This window comes from Stella humosa (genome assembly GCF_006738645.1).
In the GTDB taxonomy this organism is placed as follows: Bacteria; Pseudomonadota; Alphaproteobacteria; order ATCC43930; family Allostellaceae; genus Allostella; species Allostella humosa.
In genome coordinates, this window is record NZ_AP019700.1 from 4096517 (window position 1) to 4115646 (window position 19130).

General features: G+C 69.4%; 19 protein-coding genes and 1 pseudogene. 14 read left to right on the forward strand and 6 right to left on the reverse strand.

Going from position 1 to position 19130, the window contains the following annotated elements:
- Positions 1-15 precede the first annotated feature (15 nt).
- From STVA_RS19235 to STVA_RS19260, 5 genes and pseudogenes are all read right to left on the reverse strand, one after another.
- Positions 16-1047 (reverse strand): NAD(P)H-dependent flavin oxidoreductase, encoded by a 1032-nt coding sequence (locus STVA_RS19235; protein ID WP_197735684.1) that lies wholly within the window; start codon positions 1045-1047, stop codon positions 16-18.
- Positions 1044-1828, reverse strand: a pseudogene (locus tag STVA_RS28590) (enoyl-CoA hydratase/isomerase family protein). The gene STVA_RS19235 and the pseudogene STVA_RS28590 overlap by 4 nt, the downstream one beginning before the upstream one ends.
- A complete protein-coding gene (locus STVA_RS19250; RefSeq protein ID WP_123693097.1) occupies positions 1828-3711 on the reverse strand; it encodes a TRAP transporter permease in 1884 nt (627 codons plus the stop codon). The pseudogene STVA_RS28590 and the gene STVA_RS19250 overlap by 1 nt, the downstream one beginning before the upstream one ends.
- 36 nt (positions 3712-3747) lie before the next feature.
- A complete protein-coding gene (locus STVA_RS19255; RefSeq protein ID WP_123693095.1) occupies positions 3748-4881 on the reverse strand; it encodes a TAXI family TRAP transporter solute-binding subunit in 1134 nt (377 codons plus the stop codon).
- Positions 4882-4983: 102 nt separating this feature from the next.
- Entirely contained in the window at positions 4984-5892 is a 909-nt protein-coding gene (locus tag STVA_RS19260) for a LysR family transcriptional regulator (RefSeq protein WP_170216616.1), read from the reverse strand.
- A gap of 169 nt (positions 5893-6061) precedes the next feature.
- Between STVA_RS19260 and STVA_RS19265 the strand changes: the two genes are divergently transcribed.
- The 6 genes from STVA_RS19265 to STVA_RS19290 all read left to right on the forward strand — a co-directional run bounded on the left by STVA_RS19265 (position 6062) and on the right by STVA_RS19290 (position 12700).
- Positions 6062-7438, forward strand: a complete 1377-nt coding sequence (locus STVA_RS19265) for an aminotransferase (protein WP_123693093.1) — start codon at positions 6062-6064, stop codon at positions 7436-7438.
- 23 nt (positions 7439-7461) lie between these two features.
- Positions 7462-8586, forward strand: coding sequence for an ABC transporter ATP-binding protein (locus STVA_RS19270; RefSeq protein ID WP_123693091.1), 1125 nt, complete (start codon positions 7462-7464; stop codon positions 8584-8586).
- A 33-nt stretch (positions 8587-8619) separates the two neighbouring features.
- Positions 8620-9654, forward strand: coding sequence for an ABC transporter substrate-binding protein (locus STVA_RS19275; protein WP_338069557.1), 1035 nt, complete (start codon positions 8620-8622; stop codon positions 9652-9654).
- 5 nt (positions 9655-9659) lie between these two features.
- Positions 9660-10865, forward strand: a complete 1206-nt coding sequence (locus STVA_RS19280) for an ABC transporter permease (RefSeq protein ID WP_123693087.1) — start codon at positions 9660-9662, stop codon at positions 10863-10865.
- 28 nt (positions 10866-10893) lie between these two features.
- Entirely contained in the window at positions 10894-11697 is an 804-nt protein-coding gene (locus STVA_RS19285; RefSeq protein ID WP_123693875.1) for an ABC transporter permease, read from the forward strand.
- 85 nt (positions 11698-11782) lie between these two features.
- On the forward strand, positions 11783-12700 hold the full coding sequence (locus tag STVA_RS19290) for a phytanoyl-CoA dioxygenase family protein (RefSeq protein WP_123693085.1): 918 nt from the start codon (positions 11783-11785) through the stop codon (positions 12698-12700).
- Positions 12701-12734: 34 nt separating this feature from the next.
- On the opposite strand, the gene STVA_RS19295 is transcribed toward STVA_RS19290, so the two are convergent.
- Positions 12735-12926 carry a hypothetical protein gene (locus tag STVA_RS19295; protein WP_123693083.1) on the reverse strand — a complete coding sequence of 64 codons (192 nt, stop codon included), beginning with the start codon at positions 12924-12926 and terminating at the stop codon, positions 12735-12737.
- Positions 12927-12964: 38 nt separating this feature from the next.
- On the opposite strand from STVA_RS19295, the gene STVA_RS19300 reads away from it, so the two are divergent.
- The 8 genes from STVA_RS19300 to panB all read left to right on the forward strand — a co-directional run bounded on the left by STVA_RS19300 (position 12965) and on the right by panB (position 19084).
- A complete protein-coding gene (locus tag STVA_RS19300; protein WP_123693081.1) occupies positions 12965-13258 on the forward strand; it encodes a DUF6166 domain-containing protein in 294 nt (97 codons plus the stop codon).
- A gap of 138 nt (positions 13259-13396) precedes the next feature.
- Complete coding sequence (dctP, locus tag STVA_RS19305; protein WP_197735685.1) at positions 13397-14476, forward strand: TRAP transporter substrate-binding protein DctP; 1080 nt, start codon at positions 13397-13399, stop codon at positions 14474-14476.
- A gap of 76 nt (positions 14477-14552) precedes the next feature.
- On the forward strand, positions 14553-15065 hold the full coding sequence (locus tag STVA_RS19310) for a TRAP transporter small permease subunit (RefSeq protein ID WP_123693079.1): 513 nt from the start codon (positions 14553-14555) through the stop codon (positions 15063-15065).
- Positions 15065-16384 carry a TRAP transporter large permease gene (locus tag STVA_RS19315; RefSeq protein ID WP_179955409.1) on the forward strand — a complete coding sequence of 440 codons (1320 nt, stop codon included), beginning with the start codon at positions 15065-15067 and terminating at the stop codon, positions 16382-16384. The genes STVA_RS19310 and STVA_RS19315 overlap by 1 nt, the downstream gene beginning before the upstream one ends.
- On the forward strand, positions 16381-17097 hold the full coding sequence (locus STVA_RS19320) for a GntR family transcriptional regulator (RefSeq protein WP_123693075.1): 717 nt from the start codon (positions 16381-16383) through the stop codon (positions 17095-17097). The genes STVA_RS19315 and STVA_RS19320 overlap by 4 nt, the downstream gene beginning before the upstream one ends.
- 75 nt (positions 17098-17172) lie before the next feature.
- Positions 17173-17973: a sterol desaturase family protein gene (locus tag STVA_RS19325; RefSeq protein WP_197735686.1), complete on the forward strand. Its 801-nt coding sequence runs from the start codon at positions 17173-17175 to the stop codon at positions 17971-17973.
- Positions 17973-18173: a hypothetical protein gene (locus STVA_RS19330; RefSeq protein ID WP_123693071.1), complete on the forward strand. Its 201-nt coding sequence runs from the start codon at positions 17973-17975 to the stop codon at positions 18171-18173. Before STVA_RS19325 ends, STVA_RS19330 begins: the two co-directional genes overlap by 1 nt.
- Positions 18174-18199: 26 nt before the next feature.
- On the forward strand, positions 18200-19084 hold the full coding sequence (gene panB / locus STVA_RS19335) for a 3-methyl-2-oxobutanoate hydroxymethyltransferase (RefSeq protein ID WP_123693069.1): 885 nt from the start codon (positions 18200-18202) through the stop codon (positions 19082-19084).
- Positions 19085-19130 lie beyond the last annotated feature (46 nt).

The following is a 19130-nucleotide window of genomic DNA, read 5'->3' on the forward strand; positions in this document are numbered from 1 at the left end:
CCGCCGGGCCAGGCCCTAACCAGCCGGCGGTCGCAGGCGGTCCATGCGGTCGCGGGCGCGGGCGGCGTCCGTCAGGATCTCGGCCAGGATGTCGGCCACCGGCTTGATCGCGTCCGCGAACGCCGCCGACTGGCCCATCGACAGGATCCCCCGCTCCCAGTCGCCGGTCGTGTAGGCGTCGCGCGCGTTCGTGCCGCGGACGTGCGGCATGTAGAGCGCGAAATCGCGCTCGCCGGCCGCCTCCAGCTCTGCCACCGCGCGGGCCGCCGTGTTGTCGAGGCAGCGATAGGTGTTGCGGAAGCTGGCCATGACCAGGCGCGAATCCGCCTCCGTCGTCGCCAGCACCTTCTGCTTGTAGTCCGCGTGCGCCCAGACCTCGCTCGCCACCGTCATGCGCGAGCCCATGACGATCGCGTCGGCACCCAGCCCCAGGGCGCCTACAAGCTGCTCGCCGCAGCCGATGCCGCCGCCGAGCGCGAAGGGAATCCGGAACGACCGGGCGGCGAGTGCCCCCTGGACCATCGTGCCGACGAAATGCAGGCCGGGATGGCCGCCGCATTCCTGGCCGACGATGGCCAGCGCGTCGACGCCAGCCTTTTCCGCGCGGAGGCCGTGGCGCACGGCCGAGACCTTGTGCAGGACGATGCAGCCGGCCGCCTTCAGCTTCGGCAGGAAGGCTTCGGGCGTGTTGCCGGCGGTCTCGATCAGGCGCACGCCCTCGTCCGCCAGGATGTCGATGTAGCGGTCGAGGACCGCGTTCTCCTCCGCCCGGCCGGAGATGAAGAGGTTGACGCCGAAGGGCTTGCCGCCGGTCAGCTCGGCGCACAGGCGCAGTTCGGCCCGGAAGGCATCGAAGTCCGGGAAGGTGCGGGCGGTGATGAAGCCCATGGCGCCGGCATTGACCGCGGCCGCGACATAGCGCGCGTCGGCCAGCCACATCAGCCCGCCGCAGAGGATCGGGTGGCGGATGCCGAAGAGGCGCGTGATCGGCGTCTCGAACAGCGGCTGGTCGAGGATCGCCCGGTCGAGGATATCGGTGTCGCTCACCGCTCTGCCCCGTCGTCGGCGCGAAAGACAGGCTTGCGCTTCTCGAAGAAGGCGCTGCGGCCCTCGGCGTGGTCGGCGCTGCCGAAGGCCACCGTCTGGGCCAGCGCCTCCATCTCCAGTGCCGCCTCCAGCGAGGTCGGCATCTGGGCCATCTGCTGCTTGGTCATGGCCCAGGCCGCCGCTGGCAGGTTCGCCAGCAGCCCCGCCTGGGCCAGGGCGGCCGCCTGCACCTCGCCATCGGGCACGACCCGGTCGACCAGGCCGATCGCCAGCGCCTCGGCCGACTTCACCACGGCCGCGGTGTTGAACAGGCGGGCGGCATGGCCGGCGCCCACCCGACGCGGCAGGGTGTGGAACAGGCCATAGTCCGGCACCAGCCCGACCTTGAAATAGGGGAAGCCGATCATCGCCCCCTCGCCCATGACGATGGCGTCGGCGAAAGGGCAAGCCCGCCCGCCCCCATCGCCGGCCCCTCGATCGCGGCCACGATGGGCTTCTCGGCGGCGGCCAGCATGCGCAGCATCCGGTGGCTGGCCTTCATGCGGGCGCGCGCCACCTCGGCCGTCATTGTGCCCATGGAGGAGAGGTCGCCGCCGGCACAGAAGGCGCCATTGGCCCCGGTCAGGACGATGGCGCGCACGGCCGGGTCGGCGAGCGCCGCCTCGATCTCGACCGACAGCGCCTGGCGGAGTGCCGCCGACAGCGCGTTGCGCTTGGCCGGGTCGTCCAGGAGGATGCGGGCGATGCCGGGGGCTGGCCGTTCGCTGCGGGCGAGCGCCATCACGCGGCCTCCGCCAGGCGGCGCCGCGCGCCGATCGCCAGCCCGTAGGCCGCCAGCGCCAGCACGATGCCGACCGCCGTCGTCTGCCAGGTCGGGAAGACCACCAGCGCGCCGGCCGCGATGGTAAGGGCCGCCACCGGCCGCGAGACGCGGCCGACGCCGTAGAGATAGGCCTCGAAGCCCATGGCCAGCAGCGAGACGCCGGCGGTTGCATTGACCATCTGGAACAGAATCTCCTGCGGGGTGCCGATCAGGACCAGTGCGGGGTCGATGACGATGAGGAAGGGCACGAAGAACAGCACGACGCCGAGCCGCATGGAATAGAAGCCGACCATCATCGCATTGGAATTGTTGATGGCGGCGGCCGAGATCGCCGCCAGGGCGACCGGCGGGGTGATGAAGCTGAGGGTGCCGTAGTAGAGGATGAAGAGATGGGCGACCAAGGGCTGGATGCCCGCCTGCACCAGGGCCGGCGCCAGCACGATCGCCAGGAAGATGTAGCAGGAGCTGACCGTCATCCCCATGCCGAGGATGAAGCTGGTGATGGCGCCCAGGACCAGCAGCAGCGGCACGCTGCCGGCGGCATACTGCACCAGCTCGCGCGAGAAGGCGGTGCCGACGCCGGTGATGGAGAGCGCGCCGACGATGAAGCCGATGCCGGCCAGGATGGCGACGAGCTGGCCGACCGCGACACCGGACTCGACGATGAAGGCCTCGATCATCGCCCAGTTCAGCCGGTTGCGCCGCCGCAGCAGGGCCGCCACCAGCAGCAGGCCCGTGGCGGCGAAGGCCGCCAGCACCTCGAGCTGCATGCCGATCAGCAGATAGGCCATGGCGACGATGGCGAAGAGGAAGACCCAGCCGTCCTTCAGGGTCGCCCACAGGCTGGGCACCTCCGCGCGCGACAGGCCGACCAGCCCGTGGCGGGCGGCGTAGAGGTCCGATTGCAGCAGCAGCGCCAGGTAGTAGAGGATGGCGGGTGCCGCCGCCGCCAGGGCGATCTCGCCATAGGGCATGTTGAGGAAGCTCGCCATGATGAAGGCGGCCGCCCCCATCACCGGCGGCATGATCGCCCCGCCGGTCGAGGCCACCGCCTCCACGGCCGCCGCATAGGCCGGCTTGTAGCCGGTGCGCTGCATCGCCGGGATGGTCATGACGCCCGACGTGATGACGTTGGAGACGACGCTGCCCGACAGCATCCCCTGCAACCCGCTCGACACCACCGCCACCTTGGCGGCACCCCCGCGCGTGCGGCCCATCAGCGCGTTGGCGAAGTCCATGAAGAAATCGGCCCCGCCGGTCACCACCAGGGCCACGCCGAACAGCAGGTAGCCGATCAGCAGGTCGGCCACCGTGCGCAGCGGGATGCCGATGATGCTCTCCTGCCCCAGCGCGTGCGCGCGCACGGTCTCTGCCGCGCCCAGCTCGACGCCCCAGAAGATGCCGGGCAGATGGCCGGCGAACAGCGGATAGCAGGCAAAGACGGCCGCCATGACGAACAGCAGCGTGCCGCCCACCCGGCGGATGCCCTCCAGCGCCAGGATGCAGACCGCGGCCGCGGCCGCCGTCGGCAATGGCGGGGCGGCCAGGTCCCAGCCCTGGGTCGTGATCTCGGTGCCGTGCGCGGCCAGGTAGATGCCGGTCGCGACGGCGACCGCCGCCAGCACCCAGTCGTACCAGCCGACCCGCTGGCGGTCGGCCGGCCGCGCCGGGAAGGCCAGGAAGGCGACCGCCAGGAAGCCGCCGGTGATCAGGTAGTAGTAGGCGTTCTCGATCAGCACGATGCCGGCCAGCCGCAGCGACATCGTGTGGTCGATGGTGACCGCCAGCAATGCGGCCGTGGTCACCAGCACCGCCAGCCGCGGTGCCCCTTGCAGACGCATCAGCCGGTCCTCCGGAGCAACCGCGGTCGGTTCTGGCTAGAGGCCGAGCGCCTTCTGGCGATAGCCGTCCCAGAACTTCGCGAAGCCGTCGGCGGGCACGTTCTGGGCCTTGGCGTCGGCGGTCGCCTTGGCCCATGCCGCCTGCAACGTCTTCTGGCGGGCGAGCGTCTTGTCCTGCCAGGCCTGGGTCTCGGCCGTCCACACGCCCGCTTCCTTCAGGGCCCGGATCGCCCCGTCATGGAAGGCGGCATCCATCGGCGGCGTGCCCGACTTCGACACGTGCCAGCGCGACATGACCGGGTTGGCGTCCTTGTACATGTCGTAGGTGTCGATGATCGCCTTGGTCAGGTTGTAGACCTCGTCGCCCGACGCATCGGCATAGATCGTCACCATCGGGTAGCGGTAGCCCATGACCTGGCCGGGTGCGGCCTCGGAGATGCCGGCACCCACCGTGTCGCGGAAGGGCTCCAGGAACGGCACCGCCTTCTGGGCCGCATCCCACCCGGCCTTGTTGTCGGGCGGCAGCGGCACCCAGCCGATGCCGTTGGGCGAGGATTGCAGCTCGTAGAGGACGGCCGCATTGGGGGCGGCCCCGGCCGCGTCCGCCTTGCCCTCGACCAGCGCCTTCAGGCTGGCGGCATAGCTGGCGAAGGGCACGACCTGGACATCCTTCCAGGTCAGGCCGGCAAAGGCGAAGATGCCGTCGATCTTGATGTTGACCGAGCTGTTGGCCGGCACGAAGGCGAAGCGCTTGCCCTTCAGGTCCGACACCGACTGGATGCCGCTGGTCTTGGTGACGACGACGCTGAAGCCGTTGGTCCGCCCCAGCATGACCCGCAGGTCCTGCGGGCCCCAGTCCGGCTGGCCGAACTCGTAAAGGCCCTCGGCCGCGAAGAAGAGCTCGTTGGCAAGCCAGGCATAGGCGACGCGCTTCTGCTTCAGCGGCAGCAGGCGCCCGATCGAGGTGCCCGAAGGTTGCAGACGCACGCGCGTGCCGTATTTCTTGCCGAGCGCGTCGGCGATGGCAGACGCCTCGACATAGCCGGTCGAGCCGACGTCGTAGGCGCTCCACACCATCGTGTCGGGCAAGGGGCTCTGCGCCGCCGCACCCGCCGTCCCGGTCATCATGGCGACCGCCATCACAGCCGCCAACCTGGCCTTGCCCATCATCCTCGGTCCCTCCCGCATGGGTGAGCGCGCTTGTCCGCCCCCCAATGCAGGGACCGTCGCCCGCTCGTTGCCCGCGAGACTACGGGACGGCTCGAAGCAGCGTCAATCGACGGCCCCGGACCCACCGCCCGCCAGGTGCTGCAGGAGCAGGCGCGCCACCGGCGGCAGGTCGTCGGGATCGCGCGCGCACAGGCGATGCTCGCGGTCGGCCCAGGGCTCGGCCAGCGGCACCACCACCAGGTTCAGCGCGTCCGCCAGCATCGCCGCGCAGTCCGCCGTGACGAGGCCTGCCCCGACCCCCTCAGACACCAGGCAGCAGACGGCATCGAACCCGTCGACCCGCACGCGGATGCGCGGGACCCGGCCGAGGGCGGCGGCCCCCCGCTGCAACAGGAGGCCGACGGCGCTGCGCCGCTCCTGCCCGATCAGGTCGTGGTCCAGCAGTTCGTCGAGCGCCACGCGCGGGTGCCGGGCCAGCGGATGGCCGGCCGCCACCACCGCCACCAGCCGGTCGGTGAAGCAGGCACGCACCCACAGCTCGCGGCTCGGCACGTTGGCGTCGAAGATGCCGATGTCGCCGGCATTCTCCTCGACCGCGCGCACGATGTCCTCGCTCAAGGCCTCGGCCACGTCGATGCGCACCTGCGGGTGGGCGGCCGTGAACAGGGCCAGGTGCCGCGGCAGGAAGCCGATGATGGCCGTCTCGTTGGCGAAGAGCCGGATATGTCCACGCTCGCCGGCCGCGAACTGGCGCAGCTCCACCTCGAGCTGGGCTGCCTCATGCAGCAGGCCGCGGGCGCGGCGCAGCAGGACCGCGCCGGCCGGCGTCGGCTCGACGCCGCGATGGTGCCGGCGCAGCAGGGTGACGCCGAAGCGCTGCTCCAGCTCGCTCACGCGCTTGCTGATGGCCGAGGGCGCGATGTTCTCGCGCGCGGCCGCCCGTGCGATGCTCGCCTCCTCGACGATGGCGACGAAGAAGCGGGCGGTGACCAGGTCGAGATGCAGCGCCATCGGCTGGGGAACCCGCGGTGGAGGGCAAAGGGAACGGGCATGCCTTGCCGATCGGCGATGCCCGCATGGCGAATGACGATACCGCAGCGCGGCAGCGACCGGTAAGCTTGCACGCCATGGGCCGGGCGCCGCCCACCCCCGGTCCCATCCGGCCCCCAGGAGTTCCGACATGACGCATTTCGCCGCCAACAGCCCGCATGCGCGCGACATCGCGACGCTGGTCCATCCCGGCACCAACCTGCGCAAGCACCTCGATGTCGGCCCGACGATCATGTCGCGCGGCGACGGCATCTATGTCAGCGACGATTCGGGCCGTACGTTCCTGGATGGCGGTGCCGGCCTGTGGTGCGCCTCGCTCGGCTTCGGCAACGAGCGGCTGGCGCGCGTCGCCTACGAGGCGATGAAGAACATCGGCTACTATCACCTCTATCGCCACGCCTCGAACGAGGCCTCGATCGACCTGGCCGAGAAGCTGCTGTCGATCGCCCCGGTGCCGATGTCGAAGGTGCTGCTGCAGTCGTCCGGCTCCGAGGCGAACGACACCGCCGTGAAGCTCGTCTGGTACTACTGGAACGCCATGGGCAAGCCCGAGAAGCGCAAGCTGATCGCGCGCAGCCAAGCCTATCACGGCTCGGGCATCGCCAGCGTCAGCCTGACCGGCAAGCCGGAGTTCCACGCCGCCTTCGGCCTGCCGCTGCCGGGCTTCCTGCACACCGAGTTCCCGCACTACTACCGCCAGGGCCGCGACGGGGAGACCGAGGAGGAATTCTCGACCCGCATGGCCGATGCGCTGGAGCAGCTCATCCTGGCCGAGGGGCCGGAGACGGTGGGCGGCTTCTGGGCCGAGCCGGTGATGGGGGCGGGCGGGGCGGTCCTGCCGCCGGCCGGCTACTTCGAGAAGATCCAGGCCGTCCTGAAGAAGTACGACATCCTCTTCGTGGCCGACGAGGTGATCTGCGGCTTCGGGCGCACCGGCAACATGTGGGGCAGCCAGACCTTCGGCCTGAAGCCCGACATGATCGCGTCCGCCAAGGCCCTGTCGGCGGCCATGCAGCCGATCTCGGCCGTGCTGATCAACGAGCGCGTCTACCAGGCGATGCTGACCCAGAGCGACCGGCTCGGCGCCTTCGTCCATGGCTACACCTATGCCGGCCACCCGGTCGCGGCCGCGGTCGCGCTCGAGACGCTGAAGATCTATGACGAGATCGGCCTGGTCGATCATGTGCGCGCGATCGAGCCCACCTTCCTGAAGCTGCTGGGCGACATGGTGGACCATCCGCTGGTCGGCCAGTTCCGCGGCTGCGGCCTGATCGGCGGGCTGGAAATCGTGGCCGACAAGGAGACCCGTGCCATCCACGACAAGGCGCTGGACGTGCCGGCCAAGATCGACGCCCATGCCCGCGAGCGCGGCCTGATCCTGCGCTTCGTCGGCAACCGCATCGCCTTCTCGCCGCCGCTCATCATCACCGAGGAGCAGGTGGGCGAGATGGCATCGCGCCTGAAGGGCGCGCTCGATGCCACGCTCGACGACCTGACCCGCGGCTGAGGGAGAGGATGCGGGCGAGCCAGATGCGCGACCAGGACGGCTTCGTCCGCTTCCAGCGGGTGTCGAAACGCTACGGGGCGGCCGTATGGGCCGTCCGCGACCTCGACCTCGAGGTGCGCCGAGGGGAGTTCGTGACCTTCCTCGGCCCCTCGGGCTCGGGCAAGACCACCTCGCTGATGATGCTGGCGGGGTTCGAACACCCGACGGCGGGCGAGATCAGCTTGGCCGGCCGGTCGCTGCACGACGTGCCGCCCTACCGCCGCGACATCGGCATGGTCTTCCAGAACTATGCCCTCTTCCCGCACATGACGGTGGCCGAGAACATCGCCTTTCCGCTGACGGTGCGCCGCAAGCCGCGGGCGGAGATAGCGACGGCGGTCGCCCGCGCGCTCGACCTGGTGCGGCTGGGCGGCATGGCCGACCGCCGGCCGGCCCAGCTTTCGGGCGGGCAGCAGCAGCGGGTCGCACTCGCCCGCGCTCTCGTCTTCGACCCGCCGCTGGTGCTGATGGACGAGCCGCTGGGCGCGCTCGACCGGCAGCTACGCGAGCAAATGCAGATCGAGATCAAGCACCTGCACGAGCGCCTGGGGGTGACGCTGGTCTACGTCACCCACGACCAGGGCGAGGCGCTGACCATGTCGGACCGGGTCGCCGTCTTTCGCGATGGCGGCCTGCAGCAGCTGGCGCCGCCGCTGGAACTGTACGAGCGCCCGGCCACCAGCTTCGTCGCCCAGTTCGTGGGCGACAGCAACCAGTTCGGCGGCACCGTCCTGGGCGTCACCGGGCAGACCTGCGCGGTCGAGTTGGACGGCGGCTGGCGGGTGGCCGCGACCGCCGTGGCCAGCCTCGCCCCCGGCCAGCGCACCACCCTGTCGATCCGCCCCGAGCGGGTGCTGGCCGGCACCGCCGACGCCCCGCCCGCCAACGCCGCCCCGGCCCGGGTCGAGGAGCTGATCTATCACGGCGACCATGTCCGCGCGCACCTGGTCACCACGACCGGCCAGGCCCTCTTCGCCAAGGTGCTGAGCGGCACCGACCCGGGCTGGCTTGCCGTCGGCACCGAGATCCGCATCGGCTGGCACGACCGCGACTGCCGGGCGCTCGACGCGCGCCCGGACCATCTGCAACCGGCACCAATGGCCGGATAGGCGAGCGAACAGAAGGAGACAGGGATGGCACAAATGATGACGAGGCTCGGCATCGCGGCGCTCGCCGTGGCCGGGATGGCGGCGACCGCGACCGCCCGTGACCTGACCGTCGTGGCCTGGGGCGGCTCCACCCAGGCGGCCCAGAAGAAGGTCTATTACGGGCCCTTCACGGCCGCGACCGGCATCCCGCTGCTGGAGGATTCATGGTCGGGCGGCGTCGGCGTGCTGCGCGCCAAGGTGCAGGCGGGCCAGCCCAACTGGGACGTCATCCAGGTCGAATCCGACGAGCTGCACATCGGCTGCGACGAGGGCCTCTACGAGAAGCCGGACTGGGCGGCACTCGGCGGCAAGGGCGCCTTCATGAAGGAGGCCGTCAGCGAGTGCGGCGTCGGCTCCGTCGTCTGGTCGGTGGCCCTGGCCTACAACGCCGACCGCCTGAAGGAAGCGCCCAAGTCCTGGGCGGACTTCTGGAACGTCGAGAAGTTCCCCGGCAAGCGCACCATGCGCCGCGGGCCCAAGTACAACCTCGAATTCGCGCTGATGGCCGACGGCGTGCCGCAGGCCGACGTCTACAAGGTGCTGCGCACCCCGGCCGGCGTCGAGCGCGCCTTCAAGAAGCTGGACGAGCTGAAGCCCAACATCGTGTGGTGGACGGCCGGCGCCCAGCCCGGCCAGCTCATGGCCTCGGGCGAGGTCTCCATGGCCGCCTCCTACACCAGCCGCATGTTCGCCGCCCAGCGCGACGACAAGCGCAACTTCCAGGTCGTCTGGAACGGCAGCATCTATGCGATCGACCATTGGGTCGTGCTGCGCGGGTCGCCCAACCGCGACAACGCCATGAAGATGGTCCAGTACATGACCCGGCCCGAGATCCAGAAGCAGCTACCGCCGCTGTCGTTCCAGGGTGCGACCAACCTGGAAGCAGCCAAGCAGACCGACGCCGCGGCCGCTCCCAGCCTGCCCACCTTCCCGGCCAACCTCGCCGTGTCGGGCTCGCTCGACGTGGAGTTCTGGGTCGACAACATCGAGCAGCTTACCCAGCGATTCAACGCCTGGGCCTCGAAGTAGGCCACTTGAGCCTGACCGCAGCGCCGACCCCCAGCCGCCGGTTCCGCCCGCGGCTGGGGGCATGGCTCCTGGTGCTGCCGCTGTTCCTGTTCGCGGCCGGTGCCTTCATCCTGCCGATCAGCCTGATGCTGGTGCGCAGCGTCCAGGACCCGGATTTCGCGACCGCCTTTCCCCGCACGGCCGTGGCGCTCGCCCGCTGGGACGGCGTCGACCTGCCGCCGCCCGCCACCGCGCGCGTCTTCGTGGACGAGTTGCAGGCCGCCCGCGGCAGCGACCGCCTGAGCCCGGCCGCCACCCGCCTCAATGCCGACATCGCGGGCTTCCGCTCGCTGCTGCTGCGCACCGCGCGCAATCCGCCGGCCGCGACCGAGGACGCGCTAGGGGCACTGGCCGCACTCGACCCCCGCTGGGGCGAGCGCGCCACCTGGTCCGCGATGCGCCGGGCCGCCGGGCCGCTGACCGACTATTTCCTGCTGGCCGCCGTCGACCTGCAACGCGACGCCGAGGGCGCCATCGTCGCCATGCCGGAGACGCGGGCGGTCTTCGTCACCGTCTTCGTGCGCACCTTGTGGATCGGCCTCGTCGTCACGGTGCTGTGCCTCGTCCTGGGCTATCCCGTCGCCTACCTGATCGCCAGCGCCACGCCGGGCTGGGCCAACCTGCTGCTGGTCGTGGTGCTGATCCCGTTCTGGACCTCGGTGCTGGTGCGCACGACGGCCTGGGTGGTGCTGTTGCAGCGCGACGGGCTGGTCAACACGCTGCTGCGCTGGACCGGCCTGGTCGAACGCCCGCTGGAGCTGATCTACAACCGCACCGGCGTCATCATCGCCATGGTGCATGTGCTGCTGCCGCTGATGATCCTGCCGCTCTACAGCGTCATGAAGGGGATCGGGCCGGCGCCGATGCGGGCCGCGATGTCGCTGGGCGCCCGGCCGCTGGAGGCGTTCGCCCGGGTCTACCTGCCGCAGACGCGGGCCGGCATCGCGGCGGGCTGCCTGCTCGTCTACATCTCGGCCATCGGCTACTACGTCACGCCAGAGCTGGTGGGCGGTGGCGGCGACCAGATGATCAGCTACTTCATCGCCTTCTATACCAACCGCACGCTGAACTGGGGCTTGGCGGCGGCGCTCTCGCTGATCCTGCTGCTGGCGACGGGCCTGCTCTACCTGGCCTATGCCCGGCTCGACGTGCGGGCCGACGGCGGACGATGAGGCAGCAACCGTCAAGCGGGAGCGGGCCATGATGCCGCGCGGCGACCGGGCGCTGCTGCTGGGATTCCGGGTGGTCTGCGGGCTGGTGCTGGCCTTCCTGCTGCTGCCGGTGCTGGCGGTCATCCCGCTCTCGTTCAATGCCGGATCGTTCCTGACCTATCCGATGGCGGGCTGGTCGCTGCGCTGGTACGAGGATTTCTTCGGCTCGGCCCGCTGGCTGGCGGCCAGCCGCAACAGCGCCTTCATCGGCGCGTTGGCGACGGTACTGGCGACGGCCCTCGGCACGGCGGCCGCGCTCGGCCTCGACCATGTCGGGCGGCGGTCGCGGCAGGTGCTGAACGCCCTCTTCATCCTGCCGGTCGTCGTCCCGGTCGTCGTCATCGGCAGCAGCCTCTATGCGCTGATGGCCCCGCTCGGCCTGACCAACGGTTATTTCGGGCTGGTCCTGGCCCATGCGCTGCTGGGCGCCCCCTTCGTCGTCATCACCGTGTCGGCGACGCTGCGCGGCTTCGACCGCAACCTGTCGCGCGCGGCACTCGGTCTCGGCGCCTCGCCGCTGACGGCCTTCCGCATGGTGACCTTGCCGCTGATCCTGCCGGGCGTCGTCTCGGGCGCGGTCTTCGCGTTCGCGACCTCGTTCGACGAGATCGTCGTCACGCTGTTCCTGGCCGGGCCGCAGCAGCGCACCCTGCCCTTGCAGATGTTCGACGGCGTGCGCGAGCAGATCAGCCCGACCATCACGGCGGCGGCCACGTTGCTGTTCCTGCTGTCGGTGGCGCTGGTCGGCGTGGTCGAGCTGCTGCGCCGGCGGACGGAGCGCCTGCGCGGCTGAATCCGGGCGGCGCTGCGACGATTGCACGCGCCTGCGTCCGCATCTAATATATCAGGCATATGCAATCGCCCCGCGGAGCGTGCCGATGACCCCGGAAGAGATCCTGTCCCATCCGCCCAGGAAGCTGAGCCAAGCCCAGCGCGAGGGCTATTTCCGCGACGGCTACCTGCTGCTGGACCGCATCGTGCCGATGGAGATCGTCGAGGAGCTGCGGCGCACCACCACCGAGATGGTCGACAAGAGCCGCAAGGTGACACGCTCGGACGCCGTCTGGGACCTCGAGAACGGCCATTCCGCCGCGCGGCCGCGCCTGCGCCGCCTGTCGGCGCCGTGCGACCACCATCCGGCCTACTGGAACTATGTCTCGGGCTTCCTCGGCGACATCGCGGCCGACCTGCTGGGCCCGGACGTGAAGTTCCACCACTCCAAGCTCAACTTCAAATCGGCCGAGGGCGGCACCGAGGTGAAATGGCACCAGGACATCCAGTTCTGGCCGCACACCAACTACGGCCTGCTGACCATCGGCACCTACATCTACGACTGCGACATGGACAATGGCGCGCTGGGCGTCATCCCGGGCAGCCACGAGGGGCCGCTGTTCGACCAGTACAACGACAAGGGCCAGTGGACGGGCTGCCTGGGCGAGGCCGACCTCGCCCGCGTCGCGCGCGAGAAGGCCGTCTATCTGTGCGGGGCGGCGGGCTCGCTCACCATCCATCACTGCCGCACGGTGCATGGCAGCGCGGTGAACGATTCGCCGGCCGACCGGCCGCTCTTGCTGGCGACGATGGCCGCGTCGGACGCCATGGCCTACACCGGCAACCCGATCAAGTCGCGCTACGAGCATTTCCACGTTCGCGGCCAGCCGGCGCGCTGGGCCCATCACGACCCCCGCCCCTGCCTGCTGCCGCCGGACTGGTCGGGCGGCTATCGCTCGATCTTCGCCCTGCAGCAGCAGGAAGGCGACGGCCAGGACGAGCCCATCCGCGCCTACGCCATGTAGCGATCGGGGGCGAAGTGGCGGCCGCCGCGAGCGCTCAGGCGCAGCGGCGGCAGCGCACCTCCTCGAAGATCGCCGCCCAGTCGCCGTCGGTGGCGGCATAGTCGAGGAGGCAGCGCAGCGCCTTGGACGGATCGGCCATGCCGTAGCGCTTGGCCGCCTCGGCCAGCATATCCAGGGAATCGGGATAGATCTCGAAGGTGACGCGGACCTTGGGCAGTTCGGACATGGCGGGGCTCCATCGGACGCGGGCGTTGAGGGGGAACTATGGCGAAGGTCTATGAAGGCAGCCGCAGCCTGGCGGGCGCGGTGGTGACGGTGGATGGCCGGCCGCTCGACCCCCGGCTCGACCTGCGCCGGCTGTCGCCGGCCGGGTTCGAATGGACCTACGAGGGGGCAGGACCCCAGCAATTGGCGCTGGCGCTGCTGGCCGACCACCTGGGCGACGATGCCCGCGCGCTGGCCCTGCACGAGGATTTCATGGCCGACGTGGTGGCCGTGCTCGACAATGCCTGGGAACTGACCTCGGACGATATCGAGGCCGCCCTTCCTCGTCGATAGATCGCGGCGCTTGGGCTTTGCGCGACGGCGGCGGCTGCGTATAGGATACCATCTGCATACGACGAATATATCAGCGGCTCGCCAGCCGGCGATACCGCGACGCGGCGCAAAGACGACCGCATCCTTGGGAGGGGACAGATGACCAAGCTGGAAGTGTCGCGCCGCAAGGCGATGGCCGGCATCGGTGTGGGCGCGGGCGTGCTGGCGGCACCCGCGATCGTCAGCACGGCGGCCGCGCAGACGATGAACTGGAAGATGGCGACGGCCTGGCCGGGCGGACCGCTGATGGATATCGGCGCCAAGGCCTTCGCCGAGAAGATCGCCTTCATGACCGACGGCCGGGTGAAGGTGCAGGTGTTCCCGGGCGGCGCGCTCGGCAATGCGCTCAAGGTGCCCGAGACGGTGAAGAACGGCATCGCCGAGATGGGCCACACCTGGATGGGCTACGACTGGGGGGCCGACACGACCACCTGCCTGCTCGGCGGCTATGCCGGCAGCTTCGACACCGAACGCATGCTGCACTGGCTCTACGAGGATGGCGGCGTCGCCCTGCAGCGCCAGTTCCGCGACGAGACGGCCGGCATCGTTTCGATGCCGCTCTTCATCCGCACCGCCGAGGTGTTCCTGCATTCGCGCAAGGCGGTGCGCACCCTCGCCGACATGAAGGGGCTGAAGCTGCGCTCGGCCGGCGCCTGGCTCGACATGGCGCGCGAGATGGGGGCAGCGCCGGTGACGACGGCCGGCGGCGAGATCTATCCGGCCCTCGAGCGCGGCGTGATCGACGCCACCGAGTGGGGCACGCTGTGGGAGAACCTGTCGCCAGGCTTCTACAAGGTCGCCAAGTACCTGATCATCCCGGGCGTCCACCAGCCGACCGCCCCCTTCGAGCTGTGCGTCAACAAGGCGGCCTGGGCCAAGCTGTCCGAGCGCGACCAGAAGATGGTCGAGGCGACCGCCAAGCTGGTCACCTTCGAGAGCTGGACCCGCATCGGCCAGGAGGACGCCAAGTCCCTCGAGGTCTACAAGAAGGCCGGCAACGAGATCATCGAGCTGGCCCCCGAGGTGCAGTACGAGACCAAGCGCGTGGCGCTCGAATGGGCCGCCAAGCAGGCCGCCACGAACGCCTGGTTCAAGAAGGTGCTCGACAGCCAGCTTGCGTTCGAGAAGCAGTGGCAGGGTGCGGACCGCTGGCGCAAGGTCATGGTCAAGGAAGGCTGACGTCCATCCGGGGGGCGTAGAAACGGTGCGGGCGGCCCTACCGGCCGCCCGCTTCGTCTAGGGGGGAGACGCGCGAATGGATGCCGTTTGCCGGGCGATCGACCGCCTGAGCACCGCGGTGGGGATACTTGCGGCCTGGCTCCTGGCGCCGCTGGTGATCGCCCTCTGCTATGAGGTGGTGGCACGCTACGTCTTTGGCGCCCCCACCATCTGGGCCTACGAACTGGCCTACCTGCTCACCGGTTCCGGCTGGATGCTGGGCATGGCATACGCCCTGGCCAAGGGCGCCCACATCCGCATCGACGTGCTCTATCTCAACCTGTCGCCGCGCAAACGCGCACTGGTCGACGTGATCGGCTATTGCTGCCTGCTGCTGCCCTTCCTGATCTGGGTCGCGACGATGCTCGACGACCGCGCCATCCACGCCTTCCGCTCGGGCGAGAAGACCGGGCAATCGGCCTGGAACCCGCCGCTCTGGCCGTTTCGCACGGTCTTCTTCGTCAGCTTCGCCATGCTGGCCCTCCAGGCCGCCGCCGAGGCCGTGCGCGCGATCCTCGTCCTCGTCGGCCGGGCGCCAGGAGCGCGGTGATGGAATACACGTCCCTGCTGCTGTTCCCATTCCTGCTGGTCCTGCTGTTCGCGGGCTTTCCCGTCGCCTTCGCCATGATGGCGACCGCCTTCGTCTTCGGCACCTGGACCTTCGGCTGGAACTTCGTCTTCCAGGTGTCCGAGAAGATCGAGGACGTCGCCTCCAACTTCGTCCTGGCCGCCGTGCCCTTGTTCGTCTTCATGGGCACGATGATGGAGCGGTCCGGCATCGCCAACCGGCTGTTCGAGGCCATCCACCTGTGGACGCGGCGCCTGCCGGGCGGGCTCGCGGTCGGCACGGTCATCATGTGCATCATCTTCGCCGCCTCGAGCGGCGTCGTCGGCGCGACCGAGACCGTCATCGGCCTGCTCGCGATCCCGGTGATGATGCGCTACCACTACAACAAGGAACTGATCGTCGGCACCATCTGCGCCGGCGGCTCGCTCGGCACGATCATCCCGCCCTCGGTGGTCGTCGTGATCATGGGGCCGCTCGCCAACGTCTCGGTCGGCGACCTGCTGGTCGGCATGATCTTCCCCGGCCTGATCATGGCCGGCGCCTATATCGTCTACATCCTGGTGCTGTGCTTCCTGCGGCCCGAGATGGGACCGCGCATCCCGCCCGGCGACGACGACCCGCCGCTTTCCGAAAAGCTGCGGGTGACCGCCGTGGCCCTCGTGCCGCCGCTCTGCATGATCTTCGCCGTCCTGGGCTCGATCATGATGGGTTGGGCCGCCCCCACCGAGGCGGCTGCCCTGGGTGCCGCCGGCTCCGTGCTGCTGACCATCTTCTACCGCACCTTCACCTTCGCGGTGCTGCACGAAGCCATCATGAAGACGCTGCTGATCTCCACCATGATCATGGCGATCATCCTGGGCGGCAGCATGATGACCGGCGCCTTCGTGGGCGCGGGCGGCATCGCGGTGGCCCAGGAACTGGTGAACAGCATGGCGCTCGGCCCCTGGGGGCTGCTCGGCATCGTGCTCTTCCTGGCCTTCATCGCCGGCTTCTTCCTGGACTGGATCTCGATCGTGCTGATCCTGGTGCCGATCTTCGGCCCGCTGCTGGCCAGCCAGGGGATCGACATGGTGTGGTTCTGCATCGCGCTGCTGATCGTCATCCAGACCAGCTACCTGTCGCCGCCGATGGCGCCCGCCATCTTCTATTTCCGCGCCATCAGCCCGCCCGAGATCACGACCGGACACATGTATCGCGGCGTCGTGCCGTTCATCGGGCTGCAGGTTGTCACGCTCGCCATCGTGCTGGCCTTCCCGGGCGTAGTCCTATGGCTGCCAAAAATGCTACTCACGCCCGGATGACGCGCTCCATCTCGCCCAGAGCCACCGCCCGCAACACCGCCGCACGCGCCAAGCCGATACCGGACGGCGACAGCCAGAGCCTGACGGAGACCGCCTACCGGCGGCTGGAGGAGTTGATCGTGACCCTCCAGCTCGCCCCCGGGTCGGGCGTCTCGGAGGCCGAGCTCAGCCGCAAGCTCGGCATCGGCCGCACGCCCATCCGCGAGGCCTTGCAGCGGCTGGCGCGCGAGCGGCTGGTGCTGATCCTGCCGCGCCGCGGCATCGTCGTGTCCGAGATCAACGCGCTGACCCAACTCCGCCTGATCGAGACCAGGCGGGAGCTGGAGCGGCTGCTCTCGCGCCGGGCGGCCAAGCGCGCCACCGACGCCGAGCGCACGCGGTTCCGCAGCATCGCCGCCGGCATGGCCAAGGCGGCCGAGGGCGAGGACGACATCGCCTTCATGCGCCTCGACCAGGCCTTCAACGGACTGGTGCTGGAGGCAGCCCGCAACGAGTTCGCGGCCGGCGCCATGGCCCTGATGCACGGGCTGTCGCGGCGCTACTGGTACAACCACTATCGCCAGGTGGCGGACCTGCCGCAGTCGGCGCGCCTGCACGGGGCCTGTGCCGAGGCGATCGCGGCCGGCGACGAGGCCGCGGCCGCGGCGGCCTCGGACCGGCTCATGGACTATATCGAATCCTTCACCCGGGCCACGGTCGACGCCTCGCTGTAGCCCCTTCCCGTCCGTCGCATACCGCTGATATATTAGCGGCTGGATGCGATGCCTTGCGGAAGGGGAGAAGCGACGATGATGAGCCAGCGACAGGCGGCCTTCCGGGCCGATTTCCGCAACCGGGTTTCGCCCTGGTACAGCGGCCTTGCCCATGTCGTGATGATCTACGCCATCGGACTGGCCGGCATCTGGTACTTCGTGCAGCAGATCGGCAGCCCTGCCTGGTACGAGTGGCTGATCGTGCCGGCCGCCTTCATGATCGCCAACACCTTCGAATGGTGGCTGCATCGCTATGTGATGCACCGGCCGATCAAGGGCTTCATGGGCATCTACAAGCGCCACACGCTGGCCCATCACCAGTTCTTCACAGAGACCGAGCCGACCATCGATTCGACGCGGGATTTCCGCATCACCTTCTTCCCGCCCTATGCGCTCATCACCTTCATGGCGATGTCGGCACTGCCCGCCTGGATCCTGAACATGGCGGGCCTGCCCGATGCCGGCTGGCTGCTGCTCGTCACCAACACGGCGCTCTACCTCAACTACGAGCTCTTCCACTGGTGCTGCCATGTGAAGGACGACCGCATCGTCCGCCACATCCCGATCGTGAACTCGCTGCGCCGCCACCACATCGCCCACCACAACCCGGCGATCATGATGGAGCGGAACTTCAACCTGACCTACCCGATTGCCGACGCGCTGTTCCGCACCAGCGACCTGAAGCGCAGCGTGCTGGGGCATATCTTCAACGGCTATGATCGCACCCATGTCCGCCAGGACCTGAAGAAGGTGCGTGCCAGCGCCCGCGACCGCGGCGCCGCCAAGCCGACCGGCCCGGCGCCGCAGGCGGGCAACCCAGCCGTGGCGCGCGGCTGATGGCGTCCCATCCCGGCCCCGAACCGGGCCTGAAGCGCAATATCGCCTCGCTGGTCGGCGGCTTCGTCATTGCCGGCGGGGTCTTCGTGCTGTGGATGCTGGTGACCTCGACCGCGGGCTGGTCAGGTACCGGCGCCACCGTCACGGGGCTGGCGGTGGCGGCCGTGGTCGGCGGCTATATCCGGCTGGCGGATCTATAAGACAAAGTCGCAGGGGAGAGAACGCAATGGCCGACGGGGACAAGCCCGCCGAGGTGCGCAAGAAGCGCACCATCACCGAGATCCGCGATTCCAAGACGACCGGCGAGAAGATGGTCTACATGTCGGTGCCCGACTACACCTCGGCGCGCTGGGCCGAGATGGCCGGCGTCGACGTGGCCGTCGTCGGCGATTCGCTGGCGATGGTGGCGCACGGCCACCCCAGCACCATCCCCGCCACCATGGACATGATGGTGATGCACTCGCTGGCGGTCCGCCGCGGGGCGCCCAATACCTTCGTGCTGGGCTGCATGCCCTACCAGAGCTACAACAGCGTCGACCGCGCGCTGACGAACGCCACGCGCTTCATGCAGGAGGCTGGCTGCGACGCGGTGAAGCCCCAGGGCGGCAAGAGCCAGGGCCACATCCTGAAGGCGCTGGTCGATGCCGGCATTCCGACCGCCTCGCATATCGGGCTGACGCCGCACACCATCGCCATGTTCGGCGGCTTCCGCATCCAGGGCCGCACGGCCGACGCCGCCATGAAGATCCTGGAGGACGCGCTCGCCATCGAGGACGCCGGCTGCTTCATGCTGGAGTTCGAGGCGGTGCCGGCGAAGATCGCGGCCGTGATCTCCAAGCAGCTCACCATCCCCACCATCGGCATCGGCGCCGGCGTCGGCACCGACGGGCAGATCCTGCTCTGCTACGACCTGCTCGGCGTCTTCACCGACTTCAAGCCGAAATTCACCAAGCGCTACACCAACCTGACCGAAGTCGCCGTCGGCGGCATCCGCCAGTATGTGAAAGAGGTGAAGGAAGGCGCCTTCCCCGACGACGACCACAGTTACACCGTCAACGAGAAGGAGTTCGATCGCTTCCTGACCCTGGTCGAGAAGCGCAAGCAGATATAGGCGGGGCCACCGAACTAACCCGCTCCGCATTGACCACGGCGGTCCC